Source organism: Nostoc sp. DedQUE07 (genome assembly GCF_034530975.2).
GTDB lineage: Bacteria > Cyanobacteriota > Cyanobacteriia > Cyanobacteriales > Nostocaceae > Nostoc.
On the sequence record NZ_JAVRCC020000046.1, the window covers coordinates 1 to 12,841 of the forward strand.

Here is a 12,841-nt window from a genome sequence, read left to right on the forward strand (position 1 = left end):
GTTAAGCATACCGCCAGCGTTCATCCTGAGCCAGGATCAAACTCTCCGTTTTGTTGTGTTTCGAGTTTGTGGCTCCGAAAAAAATATTTCCCGGAATCCTGTTATTAATTTTGACTATCCTTTTGGATTTACCAAAAGCAAAATCTTTTGACGAGGATTGGTTTTTTCTTAAGCTTTCAAAGTATTATGTTTTACAGGTTCAGCGGTGGTTTTGGCGTCTTTCGCCTTTCCACTTAACTAGAGTAACTAGTCATCCCCTAGTTTGTCAAGGGGTAAATTTATTTTTTTTTCTAAAATGGCAAATCGCTTGCCTGGACTCGCTTTCAGGTTAATAGGTTAAGCAACAGGAGGGAGGCGAGAACGAAGTGGCTAAACCTGAGTGTGTGAATAATGCACGTTGCTTGTCTCTAAATCTAAATGGGATCTGATGCAAATTAAGTAATTAATGATTATTCAAAAAGGCAGGAGGTAGTCTTGCTAGAGGTATGTATCTTGAATCCAAATGCTCGAATTAATTATATTAAGAGCATAGTTGTTGCGAAGGTTGCGGTTTAAGACTCCCATCCTACAGGTGACGCTTATATGGACATTTACGCGATCGCCATCACTACGATCGCAAAGCGTTTGGAGGAGAAGATAGGCGTTACAGTAAATCTAGCGCTGTATAGGGACTTCAAAATTTATAATGAATTTTTGATAAACAGCTAAAAATTAGACTAGGCAATAAATACAGATGATCCGACCGCGTAAGGTCTTTGCTCAACATTGGCTCAAAAGTGAAAAGGCGCTCGACGCAATTATTAAAGCAGCTGAGTGTACACAAAGCGATCGCGTCCTAGAAATTGGGCCTGGCACTGGCATTCTAACTCGTCAGTTATTGCCCTTAGTAGAATCTATGATTGCAGTTGAAATAGACCGCGATTTATGTCAACTGTTATCAAAGCAACTCGGTAAGACTAAAAATTTCCTATTGCTGCAAGGCGATTTTCTCACCCTAGATTTACCATCTAATCTACTAGCCTTTCCTAATTTCCAAAAGCCAAATAAGGTAGTAGCCAATATTCCTTACAACATTACAGGGCCAATTATTGAGAAACTACTGGGTACGATCGCTAACCCCAACCCCGAACCATTTGACTCAATAGTGTTACTGGTACAAAAAGAAGTCGCAGAAAGATTGTATGCTAAAGCAGGATCAAAAGCTTTTGGGGCGTTGAGTGTGCGGGTACAATATTTGGCTGAGTGTGAGTTGATCTGCACAGTCCCAGCCGCCGCATTTCATCCACCGCCAAAAGTCGATTCAGCAGTGGTGCGATTGCGTCCCCGAAAAATAGAAATACCAGCACTTAATCCCCGACAATTAGAGAATTTCTTAAAATTGGGGTTTGGTGCCAAGCGCAAAATGTTACGAAATAATTTGCAATCAGTTATAGAACGCGATCGCCTGAGCCACTTACTGGAACAATTAAAAATAAATCCCCAAGCTAGAGCCGAAGACCTCAGCGTTCAGCAATGGGTAATTTTAGCAAATGAACTGGGAGTAGAAAGTAGGGAGTAGGGAACAAGGCAGATTTTTCCCATTCCTCCTTCTTCATTCCCCATTCCCTATTCCCCACTTCTAGAAAATGCGTTCCTACAGCCTAATTGCCCCTGCTAAAATCAACTTGTATTTGGAAATCATTGGCGATCGCCCTGATGGTTATCATGAGTTAGCCATGATACTTCAAAGTATCGGACTTGCAGACAAAATTGATGTGCGTTCTCTCAGCACTGACAGCATTCGTGTTCACTGCAACCACCCACAAGTACCGACAGATAAAAGTAATCTGGCATACCGAGCAGCAGAATTAATGGTAAGGCAATTTCCCGAAGCCTTTGCTAAATATGGGGGTGTGGAGATTACCGTTAATAAGCAGATTCCTGTAGCTGCTGGGTTGGCTGGGGGTTCGACAAATGCAGCAGCTGTGTTGGTGGGGATAGATTTATTATGGAAGTTGGGGCTAACTCAGTCAGAATTAGAGGAGTTGGCAAGTACACTTGGTTCAGATGTACCTTTTTGTGTAGCGGGTGGAACTGCGATCGCAACAGGTAGGGGTGAGCAACTTTCTCCCCTGCCGAGTTTAGATAACATATATATAGTATTGGGGAAATACCGCAGTCTGGAAGTTTCCACACCTTGGGCATACAAAACCTATCGACAGCAGTTTGGTCATTCTTATATTAGAGATAGCAAAAATTTGGAAGCGCGTGCTAATGCAGTTCATTCAGGGGCTATAGTAAAAGCTATTCTGGATAGAGATGCCAGAAAAATTGCCCAAAAACTGCACAATGATTTAGAGCGTGTCGTATTGCCAGCCTATCCGCAAGTCTTGCAGTTGCGAGAAATGTTTGCAAATCAAGAAGGTGTTTTAGGAACAATGATGTCTGGTTCTGGGCCAACAGTTTTTACTCTTGTTGAGTCTCAGCAGCAGGCAGAACAAGTCAAACTGCAAGCTAGGGAAGCAATTCTTGATGAAGACTTAGAATTGTTTGTGACTCGGACAATTACACATGGTATTCAGGTGGCATCTTCAATTTAAATAAATCTTTATTGTTAATGAAGTATGGGCAATAAGCTGATGAATGAGCTTTTAAGTTGCATAGTTCAAATCATCAAAAAAACGCAAAGATGCAATTTAAATGACAAACAATAATTATTCCTAATGCTCCAATCCAAAATCTAACATCTAAAATCTAAATATTATGAATGACCAAAATCTAACGCCGCAAACAAATGCTAAAGAACAGGTGACAGCTAGTCCGTTACGCTGTTTTACTGGGGCGGCGATTTCTGGAGGGATGGCATTTGCAGCCTATTCGCTGATGATTGCGATCGCGACAAATTTTGCTAGTAAACCGATCCATTCAATCAATCCATTGGTGGTAAAGATTTCTTCTGCTGTTCGTACTCTGGTAGTTGGTGTAGTTGCTTTAGGTAGCGGGATTTTTGCTATAGTGGCAATTGGTTTGTTGGCTTTGGGAGTACAATTATTAGTGCAGCAATTGACGAAGCAAAAAAGTAGTGAAAACTAGTAATTTACTTTTAATCAGTAATCTAAAAGCACAAGTTTTTCTAATATTTTGCAAGGAGTTGATTTTACTCTTGCCAAATTTATTTAGCACAAGCAGCAGGTGCAGATGCAGTGCTACTGGTTCCAGTAATTCTCTAGTTTATTGTATCCCTAATGTTATCAGACATAGATCCTTGAATAGCAAATGTTGTAATTTTAGTGAATAGTATAAAATTTGACTTTAAAAGATTTTTGGTTGACACTTTATAGACTGGCTCAATATTCACGAATTTATGCGGAATTAATACCAACGACACTGAAATAAATAACATTATTTATAAGCAAAATTTATGAACACAATCAAGAGATATTTTTTACCCCCTATTTTTGTGACAATGGTTGTGAGCCTTGGTAGTTGTAGTTCTAACCCTACCGCAGGTAATATTGACAGCGCAACTTCATACCCTACTACAGTACCAGCACCGACGAATAGCCTACCTTCTCAGTCTCCCAGCCAAATTCCTAGCGTAGCTCAGTTGAGAGAAAAGTTTCCTAATCAAGAATCTTCTAAGGAAAATACGCCTTCTTCACCAAAGGAAAATACGCCTTCTTCACCAACTTCTAAGGTTGCCACTAGCAAAACTACTAACGTAACACTATACACAAGTGATACCCAATGTCAAAAGCTAATTCCAGAAAAGATTTCAGTACCAGCCGAGGAACCAGTGACAAATGTCGTAAGTAAAATCTTAGAAAAACGAGATACAAGCGACTTTAGCTTGTCTGGGTATCGTGTCAACATCAAAAATGGCATTGCTACAGTTGATTTACGAATATCTCCTGAGTCAAAGCGGCAAATAACTTCTCTTTCTAGTTGTGAACAGTTTGCTCTGTTTGGCAGTCTCCGCAAAACCTTAACGAGTAATACTCAATGGAATATAAAAGAAGTTCGCTTCACGGAGCGAGGCGAGGACATTGTTCTTTAGTTAAATATTGTAATAAGTGCCGTCATCAGCTAGCTAAAAAAATTTTCTAATCTGAACAGCTACAGGACTCATGCATCAGTAGTTGTCAAAATAGTGGATTTTCTAGCCAATTGAAAACAGCTGTAAATAGTGGTATGCTTAATTTTAAGCATAAGTTTATGTTAGCAATTTGCGGGTGTAATTCAGTGGTAGAATGTCATCTTCCCATGGTGAACGTCGTGGGTTCGAGTCCCATCGCCCGCTCTATAATCTGTAACTTTTAGCCAGTAGTGCGATCGCTATTTTCCTTAAATAAGAAAAACCCTGACATAATACTTACTATGTCAGGGTTTTAGGTATTTGAAATGCTGTGGCAGTATTTTGTTAAATTGACAAATAATTAGTTAATGTACAATTCATCCTTTATACTTCAATCGGTATTTTACTTACCCGCCTAAAGTCCGCGTATAAATTACCTGACCTTGGGAATCATAAAGAAAAAGGGATAGATTGGCATTTTCACCAATTACGGCTAGGGCTTCGCGTAAGATTTGCAAGTGATTGGTAACGTCAACAGCAGTATCCGAATTCTGAGAATAAGGATTAGCGAAGTTATTTTGCCTTATTTGGTCATACTCAGGGGTTAGTCGGACAATAATTTCTGCATTGTCTATGCTAAAGGTGCAAATCCGAATTCCATTAATACAAGTCTTATCTAAATCAGTGCGGGTTTGTTGCAAACTACTAACAACTTGTACTTTTTCTTGTGTTTGTTTGAGCGCAGACGAATAGGGTTCGAGGAGAGACTGAGCCTGAGTGTAGTACAAGCTATCTTGGGGAACTTTTTTAGCAGTTTGCAAAGCCTGCTCCCAATATATCGCCGCTGCTTGCCATTGTTTTTGTTGTTCATAAACTTTGGCTTGCTTGGCAGTGGTAAGGGCCTGTTGGTAAGTTTTAACACCTAATTGTTCTTTAGTAGCGCGATCGCGTACTAATACTAATTTAGGTTTATAATCTACCAACAGCTTTTGGGCTTCTTGGTATCCAACGCTATTTCGGGGAATCGTATTCAAGGCATTAATTACCACCAGCCAAGTAGATTGCGCCTTTTGCCAGTCATTCAAGGATTTAGCAGTAGCCTCCTGCTTCTCGGCTGCAACAGCTACACCTTTTGCCATTGTTAGTTTTTTCAGCCATTTTTCCTCAATAAATATCTGTTGATTTACAGCGTGCAAACGAACACGATAATTCAGTAATTTACCCTGCACCAGCCCATAGAGTTCACTACTAGAACTTATACTTTCTAGTGGCGCTATAGCCTGTCGCCATAAGTGTTGCCTAGTTTGTAATTCCTCTAAGCTAGATGCTGGAGTTTGAACTTTTTGTGTCGCCAAAGATGCCGTTTGCAAAGCTTTGACCACCCGATCGATTTTTTGCGATCGCCCAGATAAACTTGCTTTTAGTTCCTGTGACAGCTGGTAACGAGGCGACCAACTAGGAATTACATTCAGGTCTGTGCTGGCTGCTGCAAGTTGCTGTTGTACAGCAACTAATTCTTTTTCAGACTTGGCGCGGCGCATCAGTTGCGGAGATTTTATTTTTAATTGCTCGGCGTTTTGTATTTCCTTACACTCAGACATCACGCAAGGGCGAGTCAATAAGTAAGCACCACCGCCTAAAACTATAATTCCCACCAACGCTGCACCCAGGAGGATAGGTTTGACCTGGAATCCTGGCTTTGAAGCCGAGAAATTCGGCACATCTGCAAACGGGTCAAACAGTTCTTCTTCTTTTTCTTCTTCGCTCTCATTGATTAATGGAGAATATGTCAGAGATGATGAGGGGAATATTACTTCCTCATCTTTTTGTACTTCCTCATCTCCCTCTGCTACCCATCCCCCCGTCGGCTTCAACGCCAAGAAACATTTAGCATAAGGGAGTTGTTCGCCAAAAACTCTCAAAAAACATTGCACCCGTTGCTCTTTGTGGGGTGCTAGAGACTGAAGTACCTCCTCAATAACTGCAAAAATTAGTTGAGCGTCAACGATTACATCTGACGCGTGTTGCGTTAAAATCATTAGCTCGCCTTTATTGACGACGCATTTAACCTCGAAGACTTCAGCGGTTGAGACTTCTACAAGTAATTGTTCTTGCAAAGTTTTGGCTAAAAGCTGTAAATCTTCCTGCTGGACTGCTACTTTCATACAGCTTTCCCGCTGAACTTCTATATTGTTTTGATTATCTTTAAGGGGATGAAATGAACTTTTTAGGTTTGTTGAATGCAAATGCACAGTTTAACCAACCACAGCCTGAGAATCTGAACGACCAACTTTCTAACACAAATTCTGACTTTTCACCAAAAATTAAAAAAGTAATTATTGTTCGTACCGATACATTTTTACAGCGCTAGATACAAAATTAAATAATCTGTCTTCAGATATAAATTAAAAATAAAAAATGGGAATAATAGAAGATTTGGGTATTTTCACTGCATTACTTTGCGATAATTAAACTCACAAAAGCTACTGCTTTGCAAAATGCTAGTTGCAGAACAATTTTTACCAAATTATCTAAAGGTTAAGAAAACGATGCTATGTCAGAGGGTTTTGACAAAAAAGCTAGTTATCTTCTATGCTGGGAAACTTACTGAGGAGATTAATTATGTGTTGTGGCCCTGTCACAAACAAGTTGACTATCAAAATTAATATGCTGAATTTGCTGAATTCGATAAAATTGATCCGTGAAAAATAAGTTTTTATAGCTGCAAAAAGGTTAATTCTGCAATAAAGGTGCTGCAAAATATCAAGACAGGAATAACCAAAATCTTGGAAAGTGTCAATACAAGGTGTATCAATGGATTTATTAGAGTACCAAGTTAAAGAATGGTTTGCGAAGATAGGCATCCCGGTATTGCCTTCCCAACGAATTGACCATCCTACAGATTTGAAACGGTTAAAAATTCGCTATCCAATTGTACTGAAATCTCAAGTCCACGGAGCGGAACGGGCAAAAGCTGGTGGAGTCAGATTTGCCCAAACGACTATCGATGCGATCGCAGCTGCTCAAAATATCTTTAGTTTACCAATTTGGGGCGAATTGCCGGAAGTTGTACTGGCAGAATCTAGATACGACGCCAACCAAGAATTTTATTTAGCAGTAGTTTTAGATACTGCTGCCTGCCGACCGGTACTTTTAGGTTGCAAAGAAGCAGATATCGATTGGGAATCGGCTGGGGAAAGAATGCACTACGTTGTCGTGGAACAGGAATTCTCACCATTTTATGCCCGACGATTGGCTTTGAAAATGGGTTTGCAAGGAACGCTGATGCAGTCGGTAAGCAGCGTTGTGGAAAAGATGTACCACTTATTTGTCCAAAAAGACCTGGATTTAGTCGAAATTAATCCCTTAGCAGTCAGTACTACTAGTCAAGTTATGGCTCTTAATGGTAAAGTCAGGGTCAACGAACGGTCGATCAAGCGTCATCCCGATCTGGCCGAGATGGCAGCAAAAATTATCAGTCGTCATACCACTACTGAAATTAACGGTATTTTGGGCGACTGGGATGGTGTACAAATGCATGGAAAAATCGGTATTTTAGGTAACGGTACTGGTTCAGTAATGGCAACTTTAGATTTAGTTGCAAATGCTGGTGGCAATCCAGGTGTTTGTTTGAATCTACGTCATGCTTTTCTTACAGATACTACACCAACTACCTTCCGCGATCGCCTAGAAACAGGTTTGAAAATGCTGGAGGCTGATAAAAGCATTCAAGTAATACTAATTAACTTTCTGGGTAGCATTCCGCAAACCGAGGAAGTGGCTGAAGTTATAGCTAGAGTAGTGCAGCAAGACGACAGCGAACTTCAATCACAGGTTGTACGTTCTAATGGTAGTAAACGGCGACAGCTTAATTTTCCATCCTTAGTTGTCCGTCTTGCGGGTTCTGAATTTAACACTGCGAGAAAATATTTGACAACACTAAAAACCCACACCGATGCGCTTGTTGTGGTAGAAAATTTAGATGAGGCAGTGGCAGCAGCAGTTCTCCTTGCTAAACCAACGGCTAATAAAAGATAGTGAATGTCATTTTGTGACAATTCAAAAATCAAAAATTATTAGTTTTTACCGTCGGGTATAAATTGTTGAACTTGATGCTCAAATTAAATACAGCTTTGCTTTCTGGGACTAAATTATATAGTACATTCAAACTGAATATTCCTAGCTAGGGGCGCGTTTTCTCACTTTTGGAACACTTAGCTTCCAAACTCATTTTTGGAATTTCAGTAAAAATTGAATCAATACGACACTGTAAATGTGTTGTTTCTATGCCCAGTAGTTCAAAGCGCTGGGTTATCAAACTTACGGTAATTTTTTATGAACCTAACGCCAGAAAGTAAAGTTTTAATTCAAGGCTTTTGTGAATTTATATCAAGCACTCATGTCGATCAAATGAAAGCTTATGGCACGAATTTAGTAGCTGGTGTCAATCCTGGATGCGGCGGACAGGAATTGCATGGACTGCCAGTATTTGATTTAGTAGAGGAAGTAATAGAACAATTTGGGGCAATTGACACCACAATTATTTGTGTAGATCCTTATGATGTTTTAGATGCAGCATTAGAAGCGATCGCATCTAATATTCGCCAGATTATTATTATTACTGCTGGTGTGCCGCCTTTGGATATGGTGCAATTACTCCGCAAAGCCGAAGCTTGTGAAACTTTGGTAATCGGGCCAAATAGTCCGGGGATCATTGTACCGGGAAAAATTCTTTTAGGGACTCAACCCAGCGAATTTTATACTCCTGGAACAGTGGGGATCGTTAGTCGTAGCAGTACCCTCACCTATGAAATTGCCTACGAATTAACAAAAGCAGGTTTAGGGCAGTCAATTAGTGTCAGTATTGGTAGCGATGCGATCGTCGGTTCCTCATTTTTGCAATGGCTGCAAATTCTCGATGAGGATGAAACCACAGAAGCGATCGTTTTAGTCGGTCAACCTGGTGGTGGTAGTGAAGAAGCAGCAGCGCGGTATATTGCTGAAGCAATTGATAAACCAGTAATTGCCTACATTGCAGGAAGACTTGCACCACCAGGAAAAACTTGGCGTCAAACTGGGACTTTAGCAACAGTTATCGGACGCGATCCTGACTTTGGCACAGCCCAAAGTAAATTAGCTGCTTTAAAAGAAGCGGAAGTAACAGTAGCTGAACGTCCTTCTCAAATTCCAGAATTATTGAGAAAGGAGATTAACTAATTACTAATACTTCTCTACGAGAGGCTGCGCCAACGGCTACGCTCAGTACAAGTTCGTAATTCAATTTTTAACTACGAATTACGAATTACGAATTATTTTAATGAGCGATTTTGAGGAAACAGGTAGGCGATCGCAGCATAACCTGAAGCACTGAGTAAACTAACCAAAAAAGCAGCCAAAATAAAAGTAGACATAATGTTACACTCTATGCATTTCTAAAATCCTGGCATTCATCAACAAGCTAGAATTTTGGATACTTTCAAATTAGCAATTGGGTATGACACAGCCATGACTAGCTTGTGTCAATCCCTCGGAATTGAAGGTTTTGTCTCAAGCCAAAGGCAGAAAAAAGCGAAACGTACTCCCAACTCCCAATTCGCTTTCTACCTGAATTTGACCGCCTTGTAATTCAATCAAACGACGGGAAATAGTTAAACCAATACCAGTACCTCCCGAATGGCGATCGCGCGATTGATCGGCTCGCCAGAAGCGCTCAAACACATGAGGCAAATTTTCTGGAGCGATACCAATGCCTGTATCACTAACCGCAATCCAGAGTTGAGATGCGTCAATCCCAACAGTAATGGTAATTGAACCTTCGTTAGTGTAACGAACTGCATTACCTAGCAGATTAACTAGCACCTGTTCTGTACGGTCAACATCTGCCAATACAGGAGGTAGCACAGATGGACATTTCAAGAGCATAACTGGCCCATCTTCCAATAGTTGGTCGGAAAATTTCTCCACTAATGACTCTAACAACGGACGCAAATTTACCCGTTGGATATTAATTGGTAGATAACCAGCTTCTGCCTTAGATAGTTCTTGCAAATCGTTCACCAACCGCTCTAAGCGTCGAGTTTCTTTCGCTAAACGCCGATAGATTTCAGGAGATGCTTCAATTTCCCCATCAGCCAGTTCTTCCAAATAACCGCGCACCACAGTTAATGGTGTGCGTAATTCATGGGTCATATCTCCAATCACTTCTCGCCGCCGCGCTTCTACGCCTTCTAAACTGGCAGCCATTCGGTTGAAACTACTGCTCAATCCACTAAGTTCTGGAATGTCAGACACAGGTAATCGTGCATCCATTTGACCAGCAGCAAATTTTTGGGTGATTTGTTCCATCTCGGTCAATCGCTGCATAATTCGTCTGGACACCCAGTAACTCAATCCTCCGGCGGCGGTAGTACCGACTAAGACTGACCAAAGAGTGCTGCGCTGCCAAGCAAGTTCAAATCCTGTAACCAATTCAGCACGGACATCGATTAAGTCGAACCCCTGATTTTCTAATCCTTCCAAATGCAAGACAAACAAGCGAGGGGAAGAGATTTTGCTAATGCTCACCAGACTAGCTACCCCCACGATCATTACTACTAAGTGGGAGAAAAACAGGCGCCCTCTCAGCCCCATCTTCATAACATTTACGCTACCAAAGGATCTTCAAATTTATAGCCAACCCCAACAACAGTTTTAATAAAAGTCGGATTTGCCGGATCGGGTTCAATCTTTTTTCGCAACCGAGCTACATGAGTATCTACAACTCGTTCATCGCCAAAAAAATTATCTCCCCAAAGTTTATCAATTAGTTGGGTACGGTTCCAAACTCGACCAGGATTGCTGACAAAGGTGGTTAGCAAGTTAAATTCTAGGGTAGTTAAGTCCAAAATTTCAACTTCTTGAGAATTTATCTGGCGACTAGCAGTGCGCTGGTCTACATCAACAATAAAGTGTTGGGTACGATTGACTTGATGTTGTCCTCCTTGGCGGAGGCTACGCCGTAATAGTGCCCGCACCCTAGCTACTAACTCTCTGGGGCTAAAGGGTTTGACCATATAATCATCAGCACCAGTAGACAGACCAATGACGCGATCGATTTCTTCACCCTTAGCAGTAAGCATTAAAATGTAAGGATCTTTCGCACCTGGTTTCTGGCGAATTCGGGCACAAACTTCCAACCCATCCAAACCAGGAATCATTAAATCTAGAATGATTAAATCCGGTGGTTGCTCTTGAAACATCCGCAAAGCATTCATGCCATCGCGGCTAGTGCGACAAAAAAATCCTTCTTTTTCTAAAGAGAGTTCGATTAAACGAGCAATTTCTGGTTCATCTTCAACTATTAAAATATCCATCTGAAATATAAGATCGAGCAAAATGGGCACAGCAAAGACAATACAGTTCGGTTAACATATTTGTCTCTTGAATATCCAACCCCCGATAAATTGGGGGGCTTTTTCTCCTCTTTACCCCCTTTTTAAGGGGGTCGCCGCAGGCGGGGGGATCTTATCCGAACCGTATTGAGAGCAAAGACACAAAGACACAGAGATATCTTTTATGCGTCCCTGTGTCTCCCACTCTTTGCCTCTTTTTAATTAGAGGTTTGAATTTGACGCTGTGCGATAACTATAGCCAAGATTAGAATCTTTTTGAATGTGTGTTTTAATACTATCGAGGTCAATGAAGCAGTCAGCAACATCAATCAAACTTTCACTAGTGGTAGTTTGCAGACTGACTACTTCCACCCGAACCCCCATTCTGCTAACAGCGTTTACAGCATAAGCTAAATCTCCATCGCCACTGACTAAAACCGCTGTATCATAATAAGGAGCTAAAGTTATCATATCTACAGCAATTTCTACGTTCAGATTTGATTTTTTGAAATTCTCTGCTGGTACAACGAGTTCCTTTGCTACTACGCGATAGCCATTGCGACGCATCCACAAGAGAAAACCCTGTTGCTTTTCATTACTGATATCAACCCCAGTATAGAAAAAAGCACGCAACAGTCTGGAACCACTGGTTAAATGACAAAGCAATTTAACGTAGTCAATTTCTATGCCGAGTTGTAAGGCTGTATGGAACAGGCTTAAGCCATCAATAAAAATAGCAACTCGACCGCGATTTAAGTTATTCAAAATCGAACTATCAGGTGCAGGATCTCGCATCTTGGTATCTTTACCTTTGACAGCAGTATCGCTCAAATTTTGCCCTTGCCAATGTGGTTTCGCTTTGAGTACTTTAGATTCCTTAAATTCATTTCTTTGTTTGCTAAAATTAGTTATAATCATTGATACCTCTGATTTTAAAGCTGTAAAGAATTTTGACTAAATTTTCTATAGTATAGTCTGTGCCTGATTTATAACCTAGCAGGTAATGGTCTTAAGTCACTATATACAGACAAGTTTAACTGCTGCTAGACAAGATTCAAAATAGACAGCGCAAGGTTTTCACTATTGTTACGGTTGATTTAACGAGATATTGCTTCTGCCCACAGATATGTTAATCTTTACCCACCGAGACAGCAAGAGTTTCGAGAAAATAAATCTTGTTGTCAGGGTAAGGACTGTTTTTGTTAGGTCTGTATTGCACTCAACCTAAAAGCACTATATTTATAAATTTTGTAGGTAGGAACTATAAACCTGTAATGGAGGGCAAGCCAAGATAGGCAAGTTCCGCATAAGAATCCCACGGCTTTTAGGGAGAATGAGCGTAGCAATATTTACACAGCCGTGGGTGTGTCAAGGAGTTAGAAGCACTAATAACGTAATATGGGATGCGATCGCACCT

11 protein-coding genes, 1 tRNA gene and 1 pseudogene are annotated in these 12,841 nt (G+C 40.7%); 9 read left to right on the forward strand and 4 right to left on the reverse strand.

Annotated elements, in window-relative coordinates; genetic code table 11:
* The first annotated feature begins 733 nt into the window (after positions 1-733).
* The 6 genes and pseudogenes from rsmA to RMZ95_RS26030 all read left to right on the forward strand — a co-directional run bounded on the left by rsmA (position 734) and on the right by RMZ95_RS26030 (position 4,279).
* The gene (gene rsmA, locus RMZ95_RS26005; RefSeq protein ID WP_322674530.1) at positions 734-1,558 is read left to right on the forward strand and encodes a 16S rRNA (adenine(1518)-N(6)/adenine(1519)-N(6))-dimethyltransferase RsmA; all 825 of its coding nucleotides are present in this window, start codon (positions 734-736) and stop codon (positions 1,556-1,558) included.
* Between the two features lie 67 nt (positions 1,559-1,625).
* Positions 1,626-2,579, forward strand: a complete 954-nt coding sequence (ispE, locus tag RMZ95_RS26010) for a 4-(cytidine 5'-diphospho)-2-C-methyl-D-erythritol kinase (RefSeq protein ID WP_322674529.1) — start codon at positions 1,626-1,628, stop codon at positions 2,577-2,579.
* 163 nt (positions 2,580-2,742) lie between these two features.
* On the forward strand, positions 2,743-3,072 hold the full coding sequence (locus tag RMZ95_RS26015; protein ID WP_322674528.1) for a DUF3082 domain-containing protein: 330 nt from the start codon (positions 2,743-2,745) through the stop codon (positions 3,070-3,072).
* A 43-nt stretch (positions 3,073-3,115) separates the two neighbouring features.
* Positions 3,116-3,206: pseudogene (locus RMZ95_RS26020) on the forward strand (indole-3-glycerol-phosphate synthase TrpC); the annotation flags it as partial.
* A gap of 194 nt (positions 3,207-3,400) precedes the next feature.
* Positions 3,401-4,036: a sporulation/spore germination protein gene (locus RMZ95_RS26025; RefSeq protein WP_322674527.1), complete on the forward strand. Its 636-nt coding sequence runs from the start codon at positions 3,401-3,403 to the stop codon at positions 4,034-4,036.
* Between the two features lie 171 nt (positions 4,037-4,207).
* A tRNA-Gly gene (locus tag RMZ95_RS26030) sits at positions 4,208-4,279 on the forward strand.
* Between the two features lie 182 nt (positions 4,280-4,461).
* Here RMZ95_RS26030 and RMZ95_RS26035 read toward each other — a convergent pair.
* Positions 4,462-6,219, reverse strand: a complete 1,758-nt coding sequence (locus tag RMZ95_RS26035; protein WP_322674515.1) for a hypothetical protein — start codon at positions 6,217-6,219, stop codon at positions 4,462-4,464.
* A 53-nt stretch (positions 6,220-6,272) separates the two neighbouring features.
* On the opposite strand from RMZ95_RS26035, the gene RMZ95_RS26040 reads away from it, so the two are divergent.
* From RMZ95_RS26040 to RMZ95_RS26050, 3 genes are all read left to right on the forward strand, one after another.
* Positions 6,273-6,425 carry a hypothetical protein gene (locus RMZ95_RS26040; RefSeq protein ID WP_322674514.1) on the forward strand — a complete coding sequence of 51 codons (153 nt, stop codon included), beginning with the start codon at positions 6,273-6,275 and terminating at the stop codon, positions 6,423-6,425.
* Positions 6,426-6,868: 443 nt separating this feature from the next.
* Positions 6,869-8,092, forward strand: coding sequence for a succinate--CoA ligase subunit beta (locus tag RMZ95_RS26045; RefSeq protein ID WP_322674513.1), 1,224 nt, complete (start codon positions 6,869-6,871; stop codon positions 8,090-8,092).
* Between the two features lie 297 nt (positions 8,093-8,389).
* Positions 8,390-9,271: a CoA-binding protein gene (locus RMZ95_RS26050; RefSeq protein ID WP_322674512.1), complete on the forward strand. Its 882-nt coding sequence runs from the start codon at positions 8,390-8,392 to the stop codon at positions 9,269-9,271.
* A gap of 330 nt (positions 9,272-9,601) precedes the next feature.
* Here RMZ95_RS26050 and RMZ95_RS26055 read toward each other — a convergent pair whose 3' ends face one another.
* The 3 genes from RMZ95_RS26055 to RMZ95_RS26065 form a co-directional block, all read right to left on the reverse strand.
* Positions 9,602-10,690, reverse strand: a complete 1,089-nt coding sequence (locus RMZ95_RS26055; RefSeq protein ID WP_322683946.1) for a HAMP domain-containing sensor histidine kinase — start codon at positions 10,688-10,690, stop codon at positions 9,602-9,604.
* 5 nt (positions 10,691-10,695) lie between these two features.
* Positions 10,696-11,406 (reverse strand): response regulator transcription factor, encoded by a 711-nt coding sequence (locus tag RMZ95_RS26060; protein WP_322683945.1) that lies wholly within the window; start codon positions 11,404-11,406, stop codon positions 10,696-10,698.
* A 240-nt stretch (positions 11,407-11,646) separates the two neighbouring features.
* A complete protein-coding gene (locus tag RMZ95_RS26065) occupies positions 11,647-12,342 on the reverse strand; it encodes an NYN domain-containing protein (protein WP_322683944.1) in 696 nt (231 codons plus the stop codon).
* Positions 12,343-12,841: the final 499 nt, after the last annotated feature.

Coding starts and splice junctions, on each gene's coding strand:
- rsmA (WP_322674530.1), top strand. CDS start 734: ATGATCCGACCGCGTAAGGTCTTTGCTCAACATTGGCTCAAAAGTGAA.
- ispE (WP_322674529.1), top strand. CDS start 1,626: ATGCGTTCCTACAGCCTAATTGCCCCTGCTAAAATCAACTTGTATTTG.
- RMZ95_RS26015 (WP_322674528.1), top strand. CDS start 2,743: ATGAATGACCAAAATCTAACGCCGCAAACAAATGCTAAAGAACAGGTG.
- RMZ95_RS26025 (WP_322674527.1), top strand. CDS start 3,401: ATGAACACAATCAAGAGATATTTTTTACCCCCTATTTTTGTGACAATG.
- RMZ95_RS26035 (WP_322674515.1), bottom strand. CDS start 6,219: ATGAAAGTAGCAGTCCAGCAGGAAGATTTACAGCTTTTAGCCAAAACT.
- RMZ95_RS26040 (WP_322674514.1), top strand. CDS start 6,273: ATGAACTTTTTAGGTTTGTTGAATGCAAATGCACAGTTTAACCAACCA.
- RMZ95_RS26045 (WP_322674513.1), top strand. CDS start 6,869: ATGGATTTATTAGAGTACCAAGTTAAAGAATGGTTTGCGAAGATAGGC.
- RMZ95_RS26050 (WP_322674512.1), top strand. CDS start 8,390: ATGAACCTAACGCCAGAAAGTAAAGTTTTAATTCAAGGCTTTTGTGAA.
- RMZ95_RS26055 (WP_322683946.1), bottom strand. CDS start 10,690: ATGAAGATGGGGCTGAGAGGGCGCCTGTTTTTCTCCCACTTAGTAGTA.
- RMZ95_RS26060 (WP_322683945.1), bottom strand. CDS start 11,406: ATGGATATTTTAATAGTTGAAGATGAACCAGAAATTGCTCGTTTAATC.
- RMZ95_RS26065 (WP_322683944.1), bottom strand. CDS start 12,342: ATGATTATAACTAATTTTAGCAAACAAAGAAATGAATTTAAGGAATCT.